Annotated in this window: 16 protein-coding genes; 13 read left to right on the top strand and 3 right to left on the bottom strand. The window is 66.1% G+C overall.

The window, feature by feature from the left end:
• Positions 1-27: 27 nt before the first annotated feature.
• From ACXJKM_RS17295 to ACXJKM_RS17270, 6 genes are all read left to right on the top strand, one after another.
• Positions 28-609, top strand: a complete 582-nt coding sequence (locus ACXJKM_RS17295) for a hypothetical protein (RefSeq protein ID WP_457353948.1) — start codon at positions 28-30, stop codon at positions 607-609.
• Positions 610-614: 5 nt separating this feature from the next.
• Entirely contained in the window at positions 615-3218 is a 2604-nt protein-coding gene (locus ACXJKM_RS17290; RefSeq protein ID WP_457353946.1) for a capsular polysaccharide export protein, LipB/KpsS family, read from the top strand.
• Positions 3215-3742 carry a class I SAM-dependent methyltransferase gene (locus ACXJKM_RS17285; RefSeq protein WP_457353944.1) on the top strand — a complete coding sequence of 176 codons (528 nt, stop codon included), beginning with the start codon at positions 3215-3217 and terminating at the stop codon, positions 3740-3742. The genes ACXJKM_RS17290 and ACXJKM_RS17285 overlap by 4 nt, the downstream gene beginning before the upstream one ends.
• A gap of 609 nt (positions 3743-4351) precedes the next feature.
• On the top strand, positions 4352-6148 hold the full coding sequence (gene kaiC, locus ACXJKM_RS17280) for a circadian clock protein KaiC (RefSeq protein ID WP_457353943.1): 1797 nt from the start codon (positions 4352-4354) through the stop codon (positions 6146-6148).
• A complete protein-coding gene (locus ACXJKM_RS17275) occupies positions 6145-6447 on the top strand; it encodes a circadian clock KaiB family protein (RefSeq protein WP_056197060.1) in 303 nt (100 codons plus the stop codon). The genes kaiC and ACXJKM_RS17275 overlap by 4 nt, the downstream gene beginning before the upstream one ends.
• Positions 6434-8857 carry an EAL domain-containing protein gene (locus ACXJKM_RS17270; protein ID WP_457353940.1) on the top strand — a complete coding sequence of 808 codons (2424 nt, stop codon included), beginning with the start codon at positions 6434-6436 and terminating at the stop codon, positions 8855-8857. Before ACXJKM_RS17275 ends, ACXJKM_RS17270 begins: the two co-directional genes overlap by 14 nt.
• A 217-nt stretch (positions 8858-9074) precedes the next feature.
• Here the strand turns inward: ACXJKM_RS17270 and ACXJKM_RS17265 are convergent, their stop codons facing one another.
• On the bottom strand, positions 9075-9410 hold the full coding sequence (locus ACXJKM_RS17265) for an HPF/RaiA family ribosome-associated protein (protein ID WP_056197063.1): 336 nt from the start codon (positions 9408-9410) through the stop codon (positions 9075-9077).
• A 151-nt stretch (positions 9411-9561) separates the two neighbouring features.
• Positions 9562-11895 carry a nitric-oxide reductase large subunit gene (locus ACXJKM_RS17260; RefSeq protein WP_457353938.1) on the bottom strand — a complete coding sequence of 778 codons (2334 nt, stop codon included), beginning with the start codon at positions 11893-11895 and terminating at the stop codon, positions 9562-9564.
• Between the two features lie 571 nt (positions 11896-12466).
• Between ACXJKM_RS17260 and ACXJKM_RS17255 the strand changes: the two genes are divergently transcribed.
• From ACXJKM_RS17255 to ACXJKM_RS17225, 7 genes are all read left to right on the top strand, one after another.
• Complete coding sequence (locus ACXJKM_RS17255; RefSeq protein WP_457353936.1) at positions 12467-15148, top strand: DUF2235 domain-containing protein; 2682 nt, start codon at positions 12467-12469, stop codon at positions 15146-15148.
• Between the two features lie 207 nt (positions 15149-15355).
• Positions 15356-16279, top strand: coding sequence for a hypothetical protein (locus ACXJKM_RS17250; protein WP_457353934.1), 924 nt, complete (start codon positions 15356-15358; stop codon positions 16277-16279).
• A 15-nt stretch (positions 16280-16294) separates the two neighbouring features.
• The gene (locus tag ACXJKM_RS17245; RefSeq protein ID WP_457353932.1) at positions 16295-16750 is read left to right on the top strand and encodes a hypothetical protein; all 456 of its coding nucleotides are present in this window, start codon (positions 16295-16297) and stop codon (positions 16748-16750) included.
• A 379-nt stretch (positions 16751-17129) separates the two neighbouring features.
• Entirely contained in the window at positions 17130-19196 is a 2067-nt protein-coding gene (locus ACXJKM_RS17240; protein WP_457353930.1) for a glycoside hydrolase family 2 protein, read from the top strand.
• Positions 19197-19222: 26 nt separating this feature from the next.
• A complete protein-coding gene (locus tag ACXJKM_RS17235; RefSeq protein ID WP_457353928.1) occupies positions 19223-20797 on the top strand; it encodes a GH39 family glycosyl hydrolase in 1575 nt (524 codons plus the stop codon).
• Positions 20794-21666: an alpha/beta hydrolase family esterase gene (locus ACXJKM_RS17230; protein ID WP_457353926.1), complete on the top strand. Its 873-nt coding sequence runs from the start codon at positions 20794-20796 to the stop codon at positions 21664-21666. The genes ACXJKM_RS17235 and ACXJKM_RS17230 overlap by 4 nt, the downstream gene beginning before the upstream one ends.
• Positions 21667-21686: 20 nt before the next feature.
• Positions 21687-22601 (top strand): ThuA domain-containing protein, encoded by a 915-nt coding sequence (locus ACXJKM_RS17225; RefSeq protein WP_457353924.1) that lies wholly within the window; start codon positions 21687-21689, stop codon positions 22599-22601.
• 279 nt (positions 22602-22880) lie between these two features.
• On the opposite strand, the gene ACXJKM_RS17220 is transcribed toward ACXJKM_RS17225, so the two are convergent.
• Positions 22881-24350 carry an NAD-dependent succinate-semialdehyde dehydrogenase gene (locus ACXJKM_RS17220; RefSeq protein ID WP_457353922.1) on the bottom strand — a complete coding sequence of 490 codons (1470 nt, stop codon included), beginning with the start codon at positions 24348-24350 and terminating at the stop codon, positions 22881-22883.

The raw sequence follows: 24350 nt of genomic DNA, 5'->3' as shown, positions 1-24350 counted from the left end.
ACCCCTGTTCCTCGGAAGGAGAACCTCATGAAGAAAGCACTCGGATCCTTCGCCGCCCTCGTGGTGGCCCTCGGCCTGCTGGCCGGCCTGGGCTTCGGCGCCTGGCTGAGCCTGGACTACCTGGCCTCGCTCTACGCCGGCTGGGACTTTGCGACGCGCAGCCTCGCGATCGGCATTGCGGCCGGGCTGGTCGGCGCCGGCTGGATCGCGCATGCCATCCGCCAGGCCGGCCGCGACCGGCTGGCGGTGCCGCATCGCGAGGCGAGGGCGGTGACCTACCGGCTGTTCGCCGAGTGCTGGTCATTGCACTTGCAGCAGCTCGGGGCGCCGTCGCAGGCGCTGCGTGAGGCGCAGGTTTCGCTGGAGGCCATGCTGGCGCTGAGCGGCAGCCGCGCGCTGATCGAAGCCCATGCGACGCTGCGCGAGCTGAGCGCCCAGCCCGGCGCACGCGCCGAGGCACTGTGGCCCGTGCTGGCCGATGCCTTCAAGGCCGCTCGCGCCGAGCTTGGCGCCGAGGCCGTCGAGGGCGAGTGGCTTGACGCGCTGCTGTCGCCGGCGGCCCCCGAGCCGGCTGCCCCGACGGCGGCGCCCGAACTGTCGGTCGCGTGAACGTGATGCTGGCATCGTTCCGCGACCGGCATGCCGGCGGGACGATCGTCGTCTGCGGTTGCGGGCCGTCGCTGAACACGCTGCCCGAGCCGCGGCGCTGGGTCACGATTGGTGTCAACGACGTCGGCCGGCTGTTCGACCCGAGCTATCTGGTGGTGGTGAATCCGCCCAGCCAGTTCAAGGGTGACCGCTTCCGCTTCGTCGCGGCGTCGCGCGCCCAGGCCCTGTTCACCCAGCTCGAGCTCGGCTCGGTGGCGCCACCCGTGGTGCGCTTTCGCCTGGGCCAGTACGCCGGCACCGACGTCGGCCGCGGCGAGACCCTGCACTACACGCAGAACTCGCCCTATGTCGCGGTGATGCTGGCGGCGCTGATGGGCGCGCGCCGCATCGGCCTGATCGGCGTCGACCTGAGCGATGGCCATTTCTTCGGCGGGCGTGAGCGCCACGTGCTGGCGCCGCGCCTGCAGGAGATCGACGCGCAGTACGGCCGGCTGGCCGCAGCACTCGCCCAGCGCGGTATCGAACTCGTCAACCTGAGCGCCGGCAGCCGCCTGCGCTCGCTGCCGCGCTGCAGTCACGGCTGGCTCGACGGCTCCGCCCCGGCTCCGGTCGAACTGCGGCACGACGTCGGCATTGCAAGGAGTGAAGTCATGAACATCTCCATCGAGAAACGCAGCAAGGGCCTGGTGTCGGACCTGCTGGACACGCTGGCGGCCACCGCAGCCGGCCTTGGCCACACGGTGACGCGCGACACGCGCCGCACCGCGGCGGACCCGCGCGTGCTCTCCATCGTCTGGAACGGCCGCGGCCACCTCGGCCGGGGGCCGACGCTGTACTGCGAGCACGGCTGGCTGCCGCGCGCGGACTACCAGATCAGCCCGCGCGGCATCAACGCGGACTCGCATGCCGCGCCGTTCGCCTGGGATGGCAGGCCGCTGACCGAGGCGCAATCCGCCGCACTCGACGCCAGGCTTGCCGCGGTCAAGTCGGCGAGCTTCGAGGGCTACTACCAGTACATGCAGGCCGACAAGGACGTGCCGCTCGGCCTGCCGGCCGACTTCCTGCTGGTGCCGCTGCAGATCGAATCGGACACCAACATCGCGCGCCATGCGCCCGCCAGCCTTCGCACGATGCAGGCGCTGGTCGATCATGTGTCGCGCATCAACCCGCCGTGGCCGGTGATCTTCAAGCAGCACCCCGCCGATGCGCGAGTTGGCAACCGCCACCTGCAGCTGCGCACGCGCCGCCCGCAGGACCGGCTGTGGCCGCAGTCGCGCGGCAACATCCACCAGATGCTCAAGGGCGGCGCCTGCCGCGGCATCGTCACGCTGAACAGCAACGTCGCGCACGACGGCCTGCTGTGGGACGTGCCGGCCATCGTGCTCGGCCGCAATGTCTGGCCCTCCAGCGGCGTCTGCACGCCCTTCCTGACCACGTGGCCCAAGGACTGGTCGCAGCTGTCCGCGAGCGTGACCGAGCCCGAGGCCGTTGCCTGCCGGCGTGCCTATGCACACCATCTGATCCGGCATCAATGGAGCCTGGATGAGGCGCGCGACCCGCAGCGCGTCGCCGAGCTGCTGGCCTCGGTTCGCCCGCGCGTCGCGCCGCCAGCGCCTGTTCCGGTGCGCAATGCCGTGGTGAACCTGCGCCGTGCGTCGGTGCCCGTGATCAACGTGGTTGCTGAGAACAAGGGCTGGTTGTTCGAGCACTGGAAGCAGGCGCTGGCCGCGGCGCACATGCCGCAGTTTCGCGTCGCCGCGACGCCCAAGCCGTTGCGGGATGCGCGCGCATGGATCTTCATCCGCGCGCGTGAAGCCGGGCTGGCGCCCGAACCGGCACGTTGCGTGGTGCAGATCCACGATGGCCTCGACGAGGGGCGTTACGCGGCCGGCGGCGAGCGCGCTGCGGTCGCGCGCTGCGGCGCCATCTCGCTGACGCATCCGGCGCAGCAGGCCGTGCTTGAGCGCGCCGGCATCGACCTGTCGCGAAGACTCTGGCAGCTCAACACGCCTGGGTGGAGCGGGAAGGCTGCAGCACGGCGGCCGAACGGGTCGTTGCCATGGGTGGCCTGGGTGGGCCGGCCAGCCGTGCATGGCGGCGTCGACACCTCCGGGCTGGACGGCTTTGTTGCCGGCGCGAAGGTGCTGCAGGGCAGGGCGCACCTCGTGCTCGTCGGCGAGAAGCTGTCTGCCGCCGCCGCAGCGCTGCGCGCGGCCGGCGTCGATTGCCGGGTGCATGGCATGCGTGAGTTCGCGATGGCGAGTGCCAGCGAATGGCTGTCACGCTTTGATGCCGTTGCCATCGGTGGCGGGCCTGATACCGGGCCGTGGCCGCTTTTCGACGCCCTGCATGCCGGTGTGCCGGTGGCCGCGACGCGCAGGGGCTGGTCTGAATCCCTGCTGGCCGACGGCAGCTGCGGGCGCCTGGTCGATGACGCGTCCTTGCTCGGCGACGCGCTGCTGGAGCTGATCGCTGCGCAACCAGCCTGGCGCGCGGCGGCGCTGCGGTTGGCCGAGAGCGTCAAGGATCGCAGCCTTGCAGCTTGGGTGCAGGGCGAACTGCAGTTGGCGGCAAGACTGGCCGGGCTTGCCGTGAGGAGCGCCGCATGAGCACGGTCGCGGCGGCACCGCTGCGGCTCGACGTGGGGTGCGGCGCGAAGCTGCGTGAAGGACATGTCGGCGTCGACGTGCGGGCGTTGCCCAACGTCGGCATCGTCTGCAACGCATGGGAACTGGACCGGCATGTCGAGGCCGGCAGCGTAGAGGCCATCTACAGCCGGCACTTCTTCGAGCACTTGACCTACGCGCAGGGCCGCATTGCGTTGCGTGTGTTCCAGCGAGTCTTGCGGCCGGGCGGTGAGCTGCACCTCATCGTGCCGGACATCCGTTACCACGCCGCGCAGCTGCTGCGCAGCGGGCCACGCAGCGCGGCAAACGCGAAATGGACCGAGCGCCAGCATGCGCTCGGCAGCCTCTGGGGCTGGCAGCACGACGGAGAGACCGAGGTGTGGGACGTGCACAAAGCCGGCTATGACGAAGCCGGGCTGGCACAGGCGATGCGGGAGGCGGGTTTCCAGCGCGTGAAGCGGCTGCCGGACAAGCCGTGGCACTTGTCGGTGAGGGCCACGGGCTGAGGAGCTGTCCGACAACATCTACCCTTCCCAGTCGACAAAACTTTCGTTTTGGAATCAATAACTTCTGAAGGAGGAGAGGGTGTTTCTTGACGCCGCGTGGTGACAACAAATACTGCCTGGAACTGGCAGCGACAACAAATACCGACTCGGCCGGGGCAGGGCGTTCAACACCGTTTGATTGATCAGGAGCTTCATAGTCCGCGCAGAGGCGCGGATTCGCAATCTCTCATCGTGGGATGTCTGCCGTAGAGATCCTCAATGGGTATGAGACATATTTGTGGCGATGGGGCGATGAGGAGTGTGCATCCAAGCTCGGCGGGCATGCTCAGCAGCCGATGAAGGGGGCAACTACCTACCGAGAGGCGCAGATGTCGCCATTTCCTTATGTGCGTTGTCGCACGGAGGCTAACGAACAAACCGAACAGACTGGACTCCCAACGGGAGCCGATGTCATGCCCCTGAACGAACAGGATGTCATGGATTGCTCGCGCAGTGCTGCTTCGGCTGACTCCATTCCCGTTCAAATCGACAGGGAGAGACCATGTCAGCAAGATTCTCTTGCGCCCATCTGGCTGACCATGCCGTAGGGTCCTTCATGCAGCGCGCGCGGTGCCATGCGCGTCAGATCTTGATGCGGAAGGCCTTGTGAGAGTCGCGCGAACGGAGGCCGCAGCGGGCAAGGCATCGACCGGCGTGGGTGGCTTCGATGACATCACCGGCGGCGGATTGCCGATCGGTCGCACAACCTTGCTGGTCGGCGGGCCTGGCTCAGGCAAAACGATTTTCGCGCTGCAATTCCTTGCGCACGGCGCGCAGGCCTGCAAGGAGTCTGGAATCTTTGTCGCGTTCGAGGAGCACATCGAGCGCATCGTCGCCAACGCGGGCAGCTTCGGCTGGAATCTGCCCGAGCTTCAGCGCAAGCGGCTGTTCTTCATGAATGCCCAGCCGCTGCCCGATCTGGTGCAGTCCGGCGACTTCGACCTGAGCGGTATGTTGGCGGTTCTTGGGGCCAAGGCCGACGAAATGAAGGCGCGTCGCATCGTCTTCGATGCCCTCGACATCGTGCTGGCATTGCTGCCCGACGCGGCGGCCAAGCGGCGCGAGATCTACCGGCTGCATGAGTGGCTGCTGGCGCGCCAGTTGACTGGCCTGATCACCGCCAAGGCCGGCGGCGATGACAGCAGTCACAGCAACTCGAGCGGCCCGCAACCGTTCGGCCTGATGCAGTTCATGGTCGACTGCGCGGTGATCCTCAATCACGATGTCGTTCAAGGTGTTTCGCAGCGAAATTTGCGGGTGCAGAAGTACCGCGGCTCGCGCTTCGACGAGGACGAATCGCCGTTCGTGATCGGCAATGGCGGCTTCGAGGTCGCCGTCGCGCGGGCGCAGGATCGCGGTGACGTGAAAGTCAGCAGCGAGCGCGTATCCAGCGGCGTCGCGCGTCTGGACACGATGCTGGGCGGCGGCTACTACCGTGGCGCCAGCGTGCTGATCACCGGCTTCTCGGGCACCGCAAAGACGACGCTGAGCGGCGCATTCGCCGAGGCTGCCTGCGGGCGCGGCGAACGCACATTGTTCGTCAGCTTCGATTCGGATGGCTCCGAGGTGGCGCGCAACTTGGCATCGGTGGGCATCCGCCTCGACCGATACAAGAAAAGCGGTCTGCTGCGCATGGTCTCGGCCCGCTCCATCGCTGGCAGCGCGGAGACCTATCTGATGCGCATCAAGACGCTGACGGCCGAACACAAGGCTCGCTGCCTGGTCATCGATCCGGTCTCCACATGGTCGGAATCGGGCAACTACCTGACCGCCCACAGCGTGGCCGAACGGTTGATCGATTGGTCGAAATCTGAAGGCATCACCTTGATCTGCACCCGTTTGCTGGGCGAGATGTCCAGCCTGGCCGAGGGCGGTTCACCGCTGCAGATCTCGGCGGTGGCGGACACCTGGATCCATCTCGACTACCTGGTGCAGGCGGGCGAGCGCAATCGTGGCCTGTCCATCATCAAATCACGCGGCACAGCGCATTCGAACCAGGTGCGCGAGCTGATCCTCAGCGACTCCGGCGTGACCCTGACCGATACCTATACCGCCGGTGGTGAAGTCCTGATGGGCACGCTGCGCTGGGAAAAGGAACGCGCCGAGCGTTCGTCGACCGACGCCGCCGAGGTCGCCCGCAAACTCAAGCGCGTCAGGCTGGATGCCGAAGAGGCCGAGTTGGAGGTGCGAGTGAAGTCGCTGCAGACCGAGCTGGTTGCAAAGCAGGTCGAAAAGGCCTTGCTGGCCAGCGCCACCGAAAGCAGCGAGCGCGAACTGTCACGCGGCCACACCCGCATGCGCGAACTCCGCGGTGCCGATGCTGCAAAACCGGCAGCCAAGGCTGTCACGAAAGCGAGCACTCTATGAACCGCCGCAGCTTGTTCAAGTTCCGGCTCTACGTTGCCGGCGATGCGCTGAATTCGGCGCAGGCACTCGACAATCTGTCAGCCCTATGTCGCGTCCATCTGCCGAAGCGGCATGAGATCGAGGTGGTCGACGTGTTCCGAGAGCCCAAGCTGGCGATGGCGGCAGGCGTATTGATGACACCGACGCTGTTCAAGCTCTCGCCTTCACCGACCCGCCGCATCGTCGGCACGCTCAGCCAGGCCCAGCCTTTGCTGCAGGCCCTGGGGTTGCCGGAAGGCGGCAGCCGTGAAGCCGAATGAGCTACCGCCGGCTGACGATGTCAGCGAGGAGATCGCCAGGCTGATCGAATCTTTCCACGTGATCGAACAAAGGCTGGAGGAACTGACCGGGGGCGAGGTGGACACGGTGACTGACCAACTCGGCCGGACCTCCCTGCTGCGCCGCTCCCAGGAGCACTCACGCCACAACGAGGCGGTGAAGCAGGCCGCGATTCTCGATGCGCTGCCCGCCCATATCGCCGTTCTCGATGCACAGGGATCCATCGTTGCGGTGAATGAGGCGTGGCGCTGCTTCGCCACCGCGAACGCGCTGCAGGGGCCACGCTATGCGGTCGGTGTCAATTACCTGAAGGTGTGCGATGACGCGATAGGCGACGGAGGGAGCGAGGGGCCCATCGTCTCAGCGGGCATACGTGCGGTGCTGATGGAAGGAGCGAAGAGCTTTTCGATCGAGTACCCCTGTGACTCGACGACCGAGCAAAGGTGGTTTTTGCTGACGGTGACGCCGTTGGCCCAGCAGCGCCCGAATGGCGTGGTGGTCATGCACCTCAACATCACCGAGCAGAAGATCGGCGAAAGCAGGATCAGGCGCCTGAACCGCGTCTATGCGATGTTGAGTGGCATCAATGCGCTGATCGTGCGCGTGCGCGGTCACGAGGAGTTGTTCCGCGAGGCGTGCCGGCTGGCGGTCGAGCTCGGCGCTTTCAAGATGGCCTGGATCGGTGTCATGGATCCCTTGACCCTGGAATGCAAGGCAGTCGCCTCGTACGGCAGCGAGCCAGGCAATGTCAACCCTATCCAGCCGAGTGCCCGCGTAGACGCACCGAGCAGCGACCGGCCGGCCTGCCGAGCACTTCGATCATCGCAACCAGTGATCTGCAACGATGTCGAGAGCGATGTTGCGATGGCGCCATTCCGCGCCGAGCTGCGGGGCGGGGGCTACCGATCATTTGGCTATTTCCCTTTGACGCTGCACGGGCAGCCATGGGCAGTCATGGCGCTGTTTTCGGGCGAGGCCGGCATATTCGATGCGCAGGAAATGCAGCTATTGCAGGAGCTGGCCGGCGATATCTCATTCGCGCTTGACCATATCGAGAAACTGGAGCGGCTGGAGTACCTCGCCTATTTCGACGTGCTGACCGGATTGGCGAACCGCACGCTGTTCCTTGATCGGGTGACATGGCATCTGCTCGCCGCTATCGCCGGCGGCCACCCCATGGCCGTGTTCCTGTTCGATCTCGAACGCTTCAAGAACATCAACGACAGCCTGGGCCAGGTGACCGGCGACGAACTGTTGCGTCAGGTCGCCGCGTGGCTGGTTCAGCAAATGGGCGATGCTGGTCTGGTGGCACGCATCGGTTCGGACCGCTTCGCCGCGGTGCTGCCGCGTGTCACGCGCCTGGGCGGCGTACGGCAGCTGCTGGAGCAGACTTTGATGGCGTTCTTGAACCATTCCTTCCCGCTCAATGAGGCGGTGTTCCGCATCTCCGTCAAGGTGGGTGTCGCGGTGTTCCCGGACGACGGCGCCAGCGCCGAGAGCTTGTTCAAGAACGCCGAGGCGGCCTTGAAAAAGGCCAAATCCAGCGGTGACCGCTACCTGTTCTATACGCCGCAGATGACCGCCTCCGTAGCCAGCAAGCTGGCACTGGAGAACCAGCTGCGACAGGCGCTGGAGAACGAGGAATTCGTACTTCACTACCAACCCAAGGTCGATCTGCGCAGCGGCTTGCTGACTGGCGCTGAGGCCTTGATACGCTGGAATGACCCACGCACGGGTCTGGTACCGCCGACCCAGTTCATTCCGATCCTCGAAGAGACCGGTCTGATCTACGAGGTTGGGCGCTGGGCCCTGCGCAGTGCAGTCAGCGACTATCTGCGCTGGCGCCGCGATGGCTTTTCAGCCGTGCGTATCGCCGTCAATGTGTCGCCGCTGCAGCTGCGCAATCGCGACTTCATCGCCGAGGTTGAGCAAGCCATCAGCATCGACCCGCAGGCAGCGGCCGGCCTGGAGTTGGAGATCACAGAAAGCCTGATCATGGAGGACGTGCTGCATAGCATCAGCAGCCTGCGCGCGATCCGCGCGATGGGCGTTCGCGTCGCCATCGACGACTTTGGTACCGGATTTTCGTCGCTGAGCTATCTGTCCAAATTGCCGGTCGACACACTCAAGATCGACCGTTCCTTCGTCGTCGACATGACCACCAGCTCGGAAGGCCTGGCACTGGTCTCGACCATCATCACGCTCGCGCACTCTCTGAAGCTCAACGTGGTGGCCGAAGGCGTGGAGACCGAGGCGCAGCGGCGCTTGTTGCAGGAGCTGGTCTGCAATGAGATGCAGGGTTATCTGTTCAGCCGGCCACTGCCCTGCGATGCCTTCGAGGCGCTCTATCTTGATCCGCCAGCGGGCGGCGCAGATCGGCTCGATGCATGAATCCGGCACTTCAGACTCGTCATGATGGTTGCATTTCGGGTGAGCGACATGATCTAAGCCCGCTGCGTCGCCGCTGCGTCGCCGCTGTGTCCACAGCGCCACGGCCCGACGCTTTGCTCGCTGATATGAAGGACAGCCTGTTCTGCGCCACGCATCAGGAGCAGGTCCGTGACGCCGCGTCGGCGCTTCGCCGCCGGCAGCGACGAAGCGAAGGCCGTCAGGGGTGCACGGGTTGATGCCGTGGATGATGCTTGGCAATCGCAGCACCGACTGCGCGTTTGAGCTTGTGCACCGCTCCGGCGATGGCCTGGTGCGCGTTGGCGGCGCTGTCGTTCACGACGATGGCCTCTTCGCCGCTGAGCCGTGCATCGAGCATGCAATGAATGTCGTCGGTTCCAGACTTGGCCCGGCTGTTCGCGTCGGACAGATGAACTTCGACGCGCGTGACGCGTTCGCCAAAGCGCCCGAGTGCGGCATTGACGACCGCGTCGAGATGGTCGGTCATCGCCGCGCTGCCGTCGGTGTTGGGGTCAGTGTGGAGCAAGATCTGCATGGGGTCCTTCAAAGTCGTGCGAAGCGTTTGTGCGGCCGGAGCTGTCAGCCCTAGTTTGTGCGGTGCGATCGTCCGGGTCCGTGCGCTGTCGCACGGTCGCGTACCGTGCCCGTCATGCCTGCAGCGGGCAGGGCGGGCGCGATCACAAGCACTACACCGGCAGCTTCGCGGGGACGAGCAATGGGCGTATCGACTTGGCGCCCTCCCGCACGCCGAGGTACGCCTTGACCGACGCGATCACCAGCGGCACGGCCCCGAACACGATGAACACCACGTCGCCCGGCATGCGCATCCATTCGAGCAGCTGCGAACGTTCGCTGGCGATGTAGTCCAGGCTGCGGGCATGCCAGTAGCCGTTGTGCAGGACGTCCCACAGCTGCAGCAGCCCCGCCGGGAACAGGCTCAGGCCCACCATCAGCGCCAAGCCGCCGTTGGTGCCCCAGAACGCGACCCGGACATACCTTTCGATCGCAGGCCAACGTGAGTCATCGCTGGTCTGGCGCAGCACGAAGACCATCAGCGCGATCCCCAGCATGCCGAAGACACCCATCATGGCCGAGTGCCCGTGGGCGGGCGTCAGCAGCGTGCCGACTTCGTAGTAGCTGACGATCGGCAGGTTGATCAGGAAGCCGAGCATCCCCGCGCCGACGAAGTTCCAGAAGCCGACCGCCATCAGGAAATAGAAGGCCCACTTGTGCGGGATCTCGATGGCTTTGCCCGTGGCGTCGCGTACGCCGCGCGTGGTGCGCACGAAGTCCCATGCGTCGAGCGTCAGCAAGGTCAACGGAACCACCTCGAGGGCGGAGAACAAGGCCGACAAGGCCATGTTGAAGTTGCTCTGGCCGGTGAAGTACCAGTGATGGCCGGTGCCCATCAGGCCGCCGAGAAAATACAGGATCGCGTCGAGATAGATCACACGCAAGGCCACATTGCGGCGAGCCAGGCCGAGCTGGAAGAACGTGAGCGCCACCACGGTCGTGGCGAAGAACTCGAAGAAGCCTTCGACCCACAGATGGATGATCCAGAAGCGCCAGGTGTCGACCACCGTGTAGTTGGCCTTGGCACCAATGAACAGCGCCGGAATGTAGAACAGCGGAATCGCGATGGCGGCGACCAGGAACATCCTGACGATGGGCCGCACCGTGGGGTTCGCGAGCGCGTTGGGCCGCACCAGGATCCACAGCAGTGCGAACCACGCGAAGAGGCCGGCCACCAGAAGGTATTGCCACACTCTGCCGAGTTCGAGGTATTCCCAGCCCTGGTTGCCGAGCCAGAACCACCAATCGCCAAGCACCTGCGAGATTCCCAGCCACTCCCCGAGCAGGCTGCCGCCAATCACCAGGGCGAACGCAGCGAAGAGCACGTGCGTCAACGGTGCGAGCCAGCGCGGTTCGTCTTTGCGCAGTGAACGCCCGAGAAACAGCGCCGCAGCGACATAGGCGGTCGCGATCCAGAAGATCGCCAGCTGCAGGTGCCAGGTTCGCAGCAGATTGCTGGGAAAGATGCGTTCGAGGTCGAAGCCGTAGAAGCTGCCCGGGTCGGCGCGGTAGTGTGCGACACCGCCGCCGACCAGCGTCTGCCCTAGCAAGAGTACGGCGACCACCACGAAGAACTTGACCAACGCTTTCTGCCCGTCGCTGGACTGKCCCGGCAGCAGCTGCGGCCTGACCTTGTGGCCCCGGGTGACCCAGCCGAGGTAATCGAACTTGCCGAAGGCCAGCAGCACCACGGCGATCCCGGCCAACAGCACCACGAGGCTCAGGGCGCTCCAGAACAGGGCTCCGGCGACCGGCCGGTTGCCAACGTTCGGGTCGTAGGGAAAGTTGTTGGTATAGGAATAGCTTTCGCCCGGCCGCACGGCGACGGAAGCCCACGCGGCCCAGCTGACGAAGGCTGTGAACTGCCTCAGCTCCGCGCGGTCCGTGATCAGGTCGGCCGAGAGCCCCCCATTGAGCGCCGGGTCGTGAAAGTAGCGGGTCCAGTGCTCGATCAGCTCTCGATGAGCCGCCGCTTGCGAGGCGGTCAGCCGTAACACCCCGGTGTCGGGGTCGTAGCGGTTGGTCTTCAGCTCGACCGCCGCCTCGGCGCGCACCGCCGCCTGCTGAGACGGCGTCAGATCCGAAAAGGGTTGCTGGTGACGCGCCAGCGCGATGGACTGGGCCGTGACTTCGCCCATTCGGTGCAAGGCCGCGGCCGCGTAGTCTGGCCCAAGGTAGGCACCGTGGCCCCAGATGCTGCCGTTGGCCATCAGCCCGTATTTCAGAAACACGGCCTGGCCTTCTGCGATGTCGTCGCCGCTGAATTGCAGCGAGCCTGCAAGGTCCGTCGCCTGCGCGGGGATGGGCGGTGCATTGCGGTAGGCGAGCAACGTGACTGCGATGAGGCCGGCGAAGCCGAGCGCCATCACGATCAACACGGTGCGGACCCACCATGGCGACAAGGGGCCGTCGTCCTCGTCGGTCAGAGGCAGCGCAGCTTCATTCATGATGGTTCCCAGCGGGCGGACATTGCCGGGCATCGTGCACGCCCCTCAGCCTGGTGTATGTGCGCCAGCAGACGCACGCGGCCGTTTTACGCGGCTGGCTTGGGCCAGCGAGTGCCCATCACCGTTTAGTAGTGGGAGCGCGCCAGCCCTTCCACAGTGTTGGGGATGCCTTCCTGAGAGAGGCCGAATGAAATCAGGCCCAGGGGAGGGGAGTGCCATGAACGCAATACTGAGAGATCGCGCCGTGGGCAATTTGGAGTTCCGAGCGCTGAAATCGGCGCTCGGTGTTGGCCTTGCGATTGGACTCCCACAGTATCAGCTCCGGCCCGGACAAGGCCTCCGTACCGCCCGAATGGAAAGATGCTTTCGCCCAGCTGGGTGAAGCGCCTGTCGTGAAGCGGCTACGGATGCACCGCGCCTATGACGCCTCCTTCGTGCCGGCCGCGGCCACGGCCAAGAAGCCCAGCTGGTCTCGGAGCTGGGCGTGGCACTCGCGTTCGACTATCACGTGCAGAACGGCGACTCACGCGTGCAGGCGTGGCCGAATTAGCCGCAGCGGCCTGAAAGGCCAGTGTGTGGCGCCGCCGGCGTCGATTCATTGTTGGGAGTGGGAGGGGACATGCCAAAGAGACTTGTGTTGTGCTCGGACGGAACGGGCAACAGTTCCGCCAAGGCGGAAAAGACCAATGTCTGGCGCATCTTCCAGGCACTGGACCAGACCGAGCCCGACCAGCTTGCGCACTATGACGACGGCGTGGGCACGTCGTCCAACAAATACCTGGCCGCCCTGGGCGGCGCGTTCGGCTACGGCCTCAAGCGCAACGTCATCGACCTCTACAAGTTCGTCTGCCGGGTCTGGGAGCCGGGCGACGAGATCTACGGCTTCGGGTTCAGCCGGGGCGCATACACCATTCGCGTGGTGGTCGCACTGATCGAGAGCCAGGGCCTGGTGCAGGGGCGGTCCGAGTCTGAACTGCATGCGCACGCGCTGGCGGCGTACCGCCGCTACCGCAACGAGACCTATCCGTCCTGGAGCCCCATCGTCTGGCTGGGCCGCCGGCTGCGCGACCTGCTGCTGCTGCCCTCGACGCTCGCCGGCAGGCGCCACATTCAGGACTTGCCGCCGGAGCGGCGCAAGGTCCCTATCCGCTTCCTTGGCCTGTGGGACACCGTGGCGGCGTATGGGATGCCAGTGGACGAGCTCAAGTGGGGAATCTCGCTGCTGATATGGCCCATGGTGTCAAAGGACCATCACTTGAGCGTGCAAGTCCAGCGCGCCTGCCATGCGCTGTCGCTGGATGACGAGCGCCAGACCTTCCATCCCATCCTCTTCGATGAGGCTCACGAGGCTGCGCTGGTCGCCGCGAACAAGGTGCCGCCGGACCGGTTGACGCAGGTGTGGTTCTCCGGCGCCCACTCCAACGTGGGTGGCGGCTACCCGGAGGACCAGCAATCGCTGGTGACGCTGGACTGGATGATCAGCCAGGCCAGTGATGCAGGCCTGCGGCTGGACGCGCGAACCGTGCAGGAGGTGGCCCAGGAAAAGTCGCCCTTTGCCCGGCTGTACGACGCCCGCGCGGGCGCAGGCTCGTACTACCGCTACGCGCCGCGGCGCGTGGACATGGGCATGGACAAGACCACGGGCCAGCCCATCCGCGCCATCGTGCATGGCAGCGTTATCGCGCGCATCGCCTACGGCTCGGATGCCTACGCGCCGATCGCGCTGCCCGCCGAGTTTGATGTGCTGGCGCCGGACGGCTCGCTGCTGCCCATGGTGGGGTTCGAGGACCGGGGCATGAAGCTGTCCAAGTCCACGACGGCGCAGGCCAGCGTGGCGGCATCAAGGACCGAGAAGGTCAGGGTGGCCATCGAAAAGATCGGCGCGCCCTTGCAAGGCATGGTGGAACAGATCCGCGATACGGTCTGGTTGCGCCGGGTCGCGTATTTCGCGTTTTTGTTCGCGACGTTGGCGTTGGTGATTTATCCGTTGGACGCCAAGAAATTCGCCGCGGCGATGTTTGAAACGCTTGGCCGGGCCAACGAACAGCTGGGCGGCCGCGCGGAGGCTACATCGGACGGGATCAACGAGACCTTGAAGGGCATCGTCGAGCCCTGGAGGCCGCAGTTGCGCGAGCTGGCGCCCAATTGGGCCAGAGGCTGGGTCGAGGCCTTCTGCGAGCAGCCGTTCGGGATGCTGGTCGTCATCGCGATGGTGGGGGGCCTGTTCCAGGTCAGCAACTTCCTTCGGCAGCGCGTTCATGACCGTGCCTGGTTTGCCTGGCATGCTGACCGGCGCGAGGACTACGTGACCTGGGTCCGCGACTCGGCGAAGAACTCCACCCTCAAGGCGGCGGCGCTCCTGGGCGTCGTGGTGGTGGTGGTCCTTGCATACACCAAGTGGCAAACATGGGCCGATGTCAGCCCGGTTCTGAAGCTGCTGGTTGTAGCCCTGCTGGCGGTCCTGCTCTGGCGGGTGCGCGTCCAGCGGCGGATCGAGAAGGTCATCGATGGCCACGTGCCCAGCACGCCCACGCTGAAGGTGGCCCGGGTGTTGCGCAACAACCCGTTCCTGATTGGCGCGGCCTGGCTGATTTCCCGGGGCATCGTGCCGCTGATCTTTGCGTTGGCGCTGCTGTACCTGATCGTGGGCGGCGTCAGCCACTTCGTCGCGCGCAGCGCGGACTCGGCGGGAGCGTTCTGCACGCCTTCAAAATCTTTACGGGACGTCGGCGACAGTCCCCTTGCTCCTAAGGCGCGTTTCGACACGAGCGAGGTCTGCTGGGCCACGGGCCTTTCCGTCAAGGCGGACCAGTCGTATGAAATCGAGCTGGACACCGGCGCCAGCCCGCCTTGGTACGACAAGGGCGTCGAGGCCAGCGTGGCGGGGCTGAAGGCACGGGGCTGGCCGCACAACCTCTTTGCGCTCATCAAGCGCTCATGGGATGTCGACTACTTTGTTCCCATGATTCGCATCGGCCAGCGCGGCAACGTCGAGCCGGCCTTGAAGATGCAGCCTATTGAAAAGGGCTCTGGCAAGGCGAAGCTGACGTTCACGGCGTCGCGCGACGGTGAGCTGTTCCTGTACCTCAGCGACGCCATCGTGCCGGTCCCCTACATTGCCAACTGGTTCTACAGCAACAACTGCGGCTCGGCGGCCGTGACCGTGGGGCCTTCGCCGTCCGCCTCGGCCGCGAGCACCGCCGAGGCCACCCCGCCGGCGCCGGCTGGCGAAAACTGTCCGCGCAGGCATTGAGCGTGCGATGCCCGGACCGCGTGCCGGCATCGCGCTCCGACGTGCAGCGGCGTCCATTCACCTGTTGCGGCGCGTCGAGCTTGCCGCCTTCTGGTGCATGAGTTTGCCTCGGGGGAATTGGTTGGCGGCCTCATTAACTTTTGGGATGAGCCTTCCCCCAGCGCCGCCGATCATTCACAGGCCTACAGGCTCAAAGGGGAGTGAGACATGAGCGTGCCATTGCGTGCGATTGCGGCCTTGGCCGTCCTGGCGTTGGCAGGCTGCGCCAACTACAAGGCGATCACCAACTTCGCCGGTGAGACCACGAAGATGACGGGTGCCGTTCGACAGGAGATTCAGCAGGTCGCCAAGCTGTGCAATGACGCGGCGGRCGTGCGCGTCTTGCTGTCGGAATCAACGCCAACGGGCGATGTAGAAGGTGCCAAGGCGCTCAAGAAGAGCTGTGGGTTGACGGGTGACGCCACCGTTGCGTTCCAGGAGGTCACTGTCGACACCTTGGAGCTCTACGCCAAGACCCTGCTAGCGATGGTTGACGACAAGCAGTTCGAGGTTCGCAGTTCCATTCAGGGAACGGCCAAGAAGTTGAGCGCACTCAAGGACAAGGACGGCGCTTCGATCGTCAATCCAAAGAAGGTCACCGCTGTCGCCAGCGTGTTGTCGCTGCTCGCTGATGTCCTTGTGAAGGCCGAGCGAGAGGACGGCATCCGGCGGCTGGTGGCCGCAGGGCCGGACCTCGTGGCCAACGCGCGCGTCTTGCGAAGCTTTTTTGTCGACGAGGCCCAGCAGTCCAACTACGACGGCTGGCTGACTACGACCGCGCGCGTGACGCGGGGCAGCGAGATCAGTGTGGGCATGGGGAAACCCATGGCCGTAGCGGAGCCCATCCGAACAGCGGAACTGCGCCGGCAGATCGGGGTGACTTCGAAGGCGATCGACTCCCGCCTGGCCAAGGCGGGCAAAGCCGGCGATGTGCCCACCAAGATCGTCGCCGCCATCGACGCCTGGATTGTCTCTGTGCCGGTGTTTCAGCAAGAGGCGCTCAAGTCGGACCCGCGTGCGCTGCTGAACCAGTTGGACGACTTCCGGACCAAGACACTTGAGGCTCGGGATGCCATCGAGGCGGGCTTTTAAGCACAGGAACAGAGCATGAGCACCGAAGCGAACAATGAATCCACAGGCACTTCCGGGCCTGAGAAGCAACTCATCGCGGTAGCCCAGGTCGGGGATCAGCTTGACGAAGCCTCGCTGGCCTCGTTGAGAACGTTCCTGAACGACCAGCTTGATGCGCTCAATGAGGATTTGAAGAAGGCGACCGCGCAGGAGGTCATCGACGCCGTCCTGGCGACACAAGACCGCCTTGCAGCGAAAGCTACCGCTCTCACCGGCTTGAGCATCCTCTTGCAAGCAGGTGAAGCGAAGATTTCAGCTGAGCACATCAAGTCGGCGGTCGACGCGGCACAGCAGGTGATTGCCAAGGTCAAGAGCGTCAAGGCCAAGCTCGCCAAGATTGGCGCCGTCATCGACTTCGCTGCAGCGGTGCTGACGGGCAACGGCAAGACGATCGTGGAAGGTGCGGAGACCTTGAAGGAAGCGCTTAAATAAGTGGAGTAGTCGCTGCGAGGGACCGAGTGCGTCGAATTCTTGGCGCCTTTGTGGGAGGTAGCGCAGGATGAAGCCATTGCTGCGAGCACTTGGGCCGCAGTGCTTGGCGCTGCTATTTGGCAAGCTGAAGTTCCTCATGGGCGCCGCACGCTATTGATTTTACATAATGCACATTGTCGCCAAACCAGGTGGTTGACGCGGTGTTGCGATAGAGCGCTTTCGAATTGGGTTCCTACACTTCCGATACTTGCTGCCTGTTGTGTTCATGCTCCTGATGCTCCCATCAAAAACTTATGTCCTCGTTGATGACCAACTTCTTCCACGCGTCAGCAAAGGTGCGCTTCCAGGGTCAGCCCGACCGGCCCTTGCAGAGAACCTCATGACGAAGTCTCGAAGAATTCGGCACGCCCTGTTGGGGCGGGCAATGCAGCAGTTGTCACTGGCCTTGGCGGTGATGTTGACAGCCATGCCCGTGATGGCGCAGCGTCAACAGCTTCTGCTTGATGGGCCTTGGCGCTTCCAGGCTGGAGACGCCAAGGCGGCGGCCGAGCTGGATGATTCCACCTGGGCGCGGGTCGTCTTGCCGCACAGCTTCAATGCCGTCGACGGCGAAGCGGGCGGCGCCTACTACCGCGGCGCCGCCTGGTACCGGCGCGTCCTGGAGCGTCCGGCCGCAGCCGCGGGCCGGCGCCAGTTCCTGGAGTTTGACGCCGCCACGATGGCCGCCGAGGTCTGGGTCAATGGCCAGCGCGCCGGCCGCCACGACGGCGGCTATGCGCGCTTTCGCTTCGACATCACGAACCTGCTCCGCCCCGGCCGCAACCTGCTTGCCGTGCGCGTAGACAACGGCGCGCTGCCGCATGTAGCGCCGCTCGGCGGCGACTTCACCGTCTTCGGCGGCCTGGTACGGCCGGTGCGCCTCATTGAAACCGACGACGCTCACATCGAGCTGCTCGACCATGGCGGCCCTGGCGTCCAGGTCGACACCGAGGCCCTGACCTCCGCGGCCGCACAGCTGAAGGTGCGGGTGCAGCTGCGCAACGACGCCGCCCTGCCCGCCCGGCGCCTGCTGCGCCTGACACTGCGCGACGCCGCGGGCCGCACCGTGCTGCAGCAGAGCCAGGCAGTGGAGCTGCCGGCCGGCGCAGCCGACGCCGCAAGCGTGCAGCTGAACGTAGCCAAGCCGCACCTGTGGCAAGGCGTGTTCGACCCTTACCTCTACCGGCTGAGCGCCGAACTGCTCCAGGGCACCAGCGTGCGTGACAGCGTGCAGCTGCCGCTGGGCCTGCGCCAGGTCGCCGTCGACCCGCAGCGCGGCTTCCTGCTCAACGGCAAGCCCTACCCGCTGCATGGCGTCAACTACTTCCACCCCGGCCGCCCCGGCCACGGCGTGGCCGTGGGCGATGCCGAGGTCGACGAGGACCTGCGCATCCTGATGGAGCTCGGCGTCACCGGGCTGCGGCTGGTGCACTACCAGCACCCACCGCGCGTCTACGAACGCGCCGACGAACTCGGCCTGGTGCTGTGGACCGAGATCCCGCTCAACGCGGCGATGAGCGAGGCGCCGGCCTTCCGCGACAACCTGTTCCAGCAGCTGCGCGAGCTGGTGCGCCAGAACCGCCACCACGCGTCGGTGGCCGTCTGGGGCGTGGGCAATGAGGTCTACCGCTCCGACGACGCCATCCGCAACCTGCTCGGCGAGCTGCACCGCCTGGCCAAGCAGGAAGACCCGGCACGCCTGACGACCTATGCGCACTGCTGCGCGCCGGACGACCATCCCATGGCGCTGCAGACCGACCTGGCCTCCTACAACCGCTATTGGGGTTGGTACGACGGCGAGTTCACCGACATCGGCCCCTGGGCGGATCGCCTGCACGAGAAGCTGCCGACCAAGCCCATCGGCCTGGGCGAATACGGCGCCGGCGCCAGCGTGCTGCAGCAGGAAGACCCGCCGAAAAGGCCGCAGCCGGGCGCGCGCTGGCACCCCGAGCAGTACCAGGCCCTCTTCCACGAGGCCTATGCCCGCCAGCTCTCGGCGCGCCCCTTCCTGTGGGGTCATTTCGTCTGGCTGGGCTTTGACCATGCCTCGGCAGGCCGCAACGAAGGCGACGCCCCCGGCGTCAACGACAAGGGCCTCGTCACCTACGACCGGCGCTTCCGCAAGGACGCTTTCCTGCTCTGGCAGGCCTGGTGGCAGCGGGAGCCCGTGCTGCATCTGGCCAACCGCCGAGCCAGCCCGCGGCCCGCGGGCACCGTGGCCGTGAAGGCCTACAGCAACGGCCGCCAGGCCAGCCTGGAAGTCAATGGCAAGCCGATGGGCACCGTGCCCGTCGTCGACCGCATCGCCGCCTGGCCCGCGGTGCCATTGGCGCCGGGCCGCACCACCCTGCGCGTGCGCGATGAGCGCGGCGCCACCGACAGCATCGAATGGGACATCCAACCTTGAACGCCATCCCGCGCCGCCCCACCCTCATGATCAAACGCCTGACTTCCCTCTCTGCCGCCGTGCTGGCGCTGAGCCTGTGCGCCCAGGCGGGCGCCGCCGGCCCGGCCGAACGCAAGGTCGACCTCGACATCGCTGTCGCGAAGGCGCCAGTCGATCGCTTCTTCGATCTGGCGGTCGGCTCCGACTATGTCGGCACCACGGGTCGCCCGGAGAACCTCGCACAGCTGAAGACCGCTGTCGATGAACTGGGCTTTCGCTCCGTGCGCTTCCACGACGTCTTCCACGACGTCTACGGCACCGTGAAGAAGGAAGGCGACAAGCTGGTGTTCGACTGGAGCGGCATTGACCGCGTGTACGACGCCTTGCTCGTCCGCGGCATCAAGCCCTTCATCGAACTGGGCTTCTCGCCCAAGGTGATGACGACCTCCAACCTCACCATCTTCCACTGGAAGGGCAACACCTCGCACCCGCAGCCGGGGCCCTGGGCCGAGCTGATCGATGCCTTCGCGCGCCATCTGATCCAGCGCTACGGCGCCGAAGAAGTGCGCAAGTGGCCGTTCGAGGTCTGGAACGAACCCAACCTGGACGGCTTCTGGGAGAAGGCCGACCAGAAGGCCTACTTCGAGCTCTACGCCAACACGGCGCGCACCCTCAAGAAGGTCGACCCGGCGCTGAAGGTGGGCGGCCCGTCCACTGCCGGCGCGGCCTGGGTGCCCGAGCTGCTGGCCTATGCCAAGCAGCAAGGCGTGCCGGTGGACTTCGTCACCACCCACACCTACGGCGTGACCGAGGGCTTCCTCGACGAATACGGCCAATCCGACCGCATCCTGGCCCCCGACGCCAACTCCATCATTGGCGACGTGCGCCGCAACCGCAGCGAGATCGAGGCCTCGGCCTTCCCCGGCATCCCGCTGTACATCACGGAGTGGAGCACCAGCTACAACCCGCGCGACAAGGTGCACGACAGCTACATCAGCGCGCCGTGGATCCTGACCAAGCTGCGCGGCACGCGCGGCTACGCGCAGGCGATGAGCTACTGGACCTACAGCGACCTGTTCGAGGAGCCGGGCCCGCCGGACCGCGCCTTCCATGGCGGCTTCGGCCTGATGACGCGCGACGGCGTGCGCAAGCCGGCGTGGTTCGCCTACAAATACCTCAACGCCTTGCGCGGCAAGGAGGTGCCCAGCAAGGACGACAAGGTGCTGGCTGCCGTGGATGGCGGCAAGGCCGCCGTGGTGGTCTGGGACTGGCAGCATCCCGACCAGAAGAAGAACAGCAACGGCGTCTTCTTCGGCAAGCCGGTGCCCAACGGCCCAGCACCCGCCGTCACGCTGAACCTGCGCAACGTCAGCGCCGGCAACTACCGCGTGCTGGTGCGCCGCACCGGCCACAAGCTCAACGACGCCTACACCGCCTACCTCGAAATGGGTGCTCCCAAGGACCTGAGCGCCGAACAGCTGGCCCAGCTGCAAAGCCTCACCGAGGACCAGCCCGAGGCGGACCGCATCGTCAAGGTCGGCAAGGACGGCAAGCTGCAGTGGAAGCTGACCATGCGCAGCAACGACATCGCGCTGGTGACGGTGGAGCCCGTCAAGCCATGAGACGGCTGCATTCGACGGTGGCGCGGCGAGTGCTGGGCGCCTTACTGCTCCTCTGCGCGCTCGCCGCCTGCGGCGGTGGCTCGGCGTCCGAGAGTTCCTCGACGCCAACGCCCACGCCACCACCCCCGGCACCAGTCGCCACCGGCAGCGCCGGCTGCGGCATCACGGCCAAGTTCAGCACCGGCCTCCAGTCGATCACGTCGGACAACGTCCAGCGCAGCTACTGGATCGAGATGCCGGCCGGCTACGACCGCAACAAGACCTATCCCGTCGTCATCGGCCTGCACTGGCGCGGCGGCAGCGCCAACGATGTCTATACCTGGGGCGGTTTCTTCGGACTGAAGCCGCTGTACGGCGACAACGCCATCTTCATCGCCCCGCAAGGCCTGGATGCCGGCTGGGCCAACGACGGCGACCGCGACATCCGCTTCATGCGCAGCATGATCAGCCAGGTCCAGCAAGGCGTGTGCACCGACCCGCAACGGGTGTTCGCCACCGGCTTCAGCTTCGGCGGCATGATGTCCAACGCCATCGGCTGCCAGATGGGTGACGTGGTGCGAGCCATCGCCCCGCTGTCCGGCTCGCTGTGGAGTGGATGCGGCAGCTCGGCGCATCGCGTCGCCGCCATCTTCGACCACGCCATGGATGACAACGTCGTGCCCTACTCTGCCGGCGAGGATGCCCGCAACACCTTCCTGGCCCGCAACAGCTGTAGCGCCACGACCAAGCCCATCGGCACCAACGGCTGCGTGGAGTACCAGGGCTGCAGCGCGGGCAAGCCGGTCGTCTGGTGCGGCCACGCGACCGGCGGGCATTGGCCGCCCGGCTTCTCGGCAGCCGAGACCAAGGCCTTCTTCGACCGCTTCTAGCGCGGCCGTCGGGTGCTTCCATGGGACGTGACCGAAGGACCTTCCTGTTCACCGCACTGGCCTTGGCAGCGGCCGGCCTGCCACTGCTGACGCGCGCCGCCGAAGCCCCGCGCATCCGGGTGCTCATCATCGAGGGCATCAGCAACCACGACTGGCCACGCCGGCTGGCACTGGTGCGCGAGATCCTCGCCCGCGACGGCTCGTTCGAGGTGAACGTCTCCATCACGCCACCGGATGCAAGCGACCCCGCAGCCTGGGCGCGCTGGCGGCCCGACTTCACGCACTACGACGTGGTGCTGTCGGGCTACAACAACCTCGGCGGCAAGCCGGGCTGGCCGGCCGAAGTGCAGCGCGCCTTCGAGGCCTTCGTGCGCGGCGGTGGTGGCTTCTACGTCTACCACGAGGCGAACAATGCCTTCGCCGAGTGGCCCCAGTACAACGAGATGATCGGCCTGGGCTGGCGCGACAAGCACTTCGGCTCGGCGCTGCTGGTGCGCGAGGACGAGACACTGCAGACCGTACCGGCCGGTGACGGCGACGACACCTGGCACGGCGATCGCACCGACACGCTCGTGCACCAACGCGGCCAGCATCCCATCCATGCCGGCCTGCCGCGCAGCTGGCGGGCCGCCGACATGGAGGTCTACCGCTACGCCCGCGGCCCGGCCCGCAACGTCGACGTGATCGCCTATGCACACGACGGCGTGGACGGCCGGCAGTTCCCCGTCGAATGGACCGTGAGGTACGGCCGGGGCCGCGTCTTCGTGTCCGCCTACGGGCATGTCTGGTTCGGCCATGGCGCATCGCCGGGCATGCGCTGCGCCGCCTTCCAGACCGTCATGCCGCGTGCCTTGAAATGGCTGGCGGGGCGCAACCCCGACACCCAGCTGCCGGCCGACTTCCCCGGGCCAGACGCCACCTCGCTGCGACCCTGACGGCGGGTACCCGTCCTGGACTACGTCCGCGTCGGCAAAGCCGTCGAGTTCATCGACGCGCAGGGACATGGGCGGTAGACAACACCCTCGCGGCCGATCGGAACACGTCCCCGCCCACGCTGCTGCCGCTTGCAGATCAGCTACATGCAGGAGCGCTGCTGCCCATAGCAAACCTTCCTGCGGCGTTCGAGCAAAGACGCACCACGTTGATCTTTGCGGCCAGTGCCGGCGTCACCGGACACAGCATTTGAAAGGCGGCCTTGCAGAAAAGGTATGACCTCAAAGCTGCCCCTGGCACACGTATTTCAGGTGCATGTAGTCGTCCAGGCCGTGCACCGAGCCCTCGCGCCCATAGCCTGACTCCTTGACGCCGCCGAACGGTGCCGCCTCGGCAGCTAGCGCGCCTTCGTTGACGCCCACCAGGCCGGTCTGCAGGGCCTCCGCCATGCGCCAGATGCGCCGCACGTCGGTGGCATAGAAATAGCCCGCCAGACCGAAGGGTGTGTCGTTCGCCGCGCGGATCACATCGGCTTCGGTCTCGAAGCGCGTGATGGCCACCAGCGGCCCGAAGGTTTCCTCGCAGGCGCAGGCCATGCCGCCGTCAGCGCCGACCAGCAGCGTCGGCGCGAAGTAGTTCGGCCCGAGGGCCGGCAGCCGCGCGCCGCCGACCAGCGTGGCCGCGCCGCGCGCGACGGCGTCTTGCACATGGCGCTCGATCTTGTCGACGGCCCTCGCGTTGATCATCGGCCCGATCTGTGAGGCCGGGTCGCTGGCCGGGCCGACCTTGAGCGCCGAGATGCGAGCGGCCAGCTTCTCGACGAAGGCGTCGTGCACGGGCGATTGCACGAACACCCGGTTCGGGCTCACGCAGGTCTGCCCGCCGTTGCGGAACTTGGCCACCATCAGGCCCTCGACGGCGGCATCGAGGTCGGCGTCCTCGAAGACGATGAAAGGCGCGTTGCCACCCAGCTCCAGCGACAGCCGCTTGAGCGTGTCGGCGGCGCGGCGCGCCAGATGCTTGCCCACTGGTGTGGAGCCGGTGAAGGTGATCTTGCGCACGCGCGGGTCGTCGAGCCAGACATCGACGACCTCGGGCGTGCGTTCACGCGAAGCTGTCACGATGTTCAGCACCCCCGCGGGGACGCCTGCCTCCTCGGCCAGCTTGACCAGCGCCAGCGAGGTCAGCGGCGTGTCCTCGGCCGGCTTGCAGACCACGGTGCAACCGGCGGCCAGCGCAGGGGCGATCTTGCGGGCGATCATCGCCGCGGGGAAATTCCAGGGCGTGATCGCGGCGACCACGCCGACCGGTTCCTTCAGCGCGAACATGCGCCGGCCGGGCACCGACGCGGGGATCACGTCGCCGTTGGCACGCGTGGCTTCGGCAGCGAACCATTCCACATAACTCGAAGCGTAGGCGACCTCCCCTCGCCCTTCGGCCAGCGGTTTGCCCTGCTCGCGCGAGATCAGACGGCCGAGGTCGTCCTGGTGCGCGAGGATCAGTGCGTTCCAGCGATTGAGGATCTGCGCCCGTTGCTTGGCCGGCACCGCACGCCAGATCAGAAACGCCGCGTGGGCCGCCTCAAGCGCCGCAGCGGCGTCGAGAGCACCGCTGTCCGGCACGGTGGCGAACACCGCGTCGGTCGCCGGGTCGGTCACCCCGAAACGTTGGCCCTCCTGCGCCTCGCGCCATTGTCCCGCGATGAAGTTACGGCCGGGGAGCAGGTCGTCATGTTGAATCGTCAATGGCAT

This window comes from Roseateles sp. P5_D6 (assembly GCF_054049415.1).
Note: the sequence above shows the minus strand (reverse complement) of the source record. Positions and strands in the feature narration are given on the sequence as shown.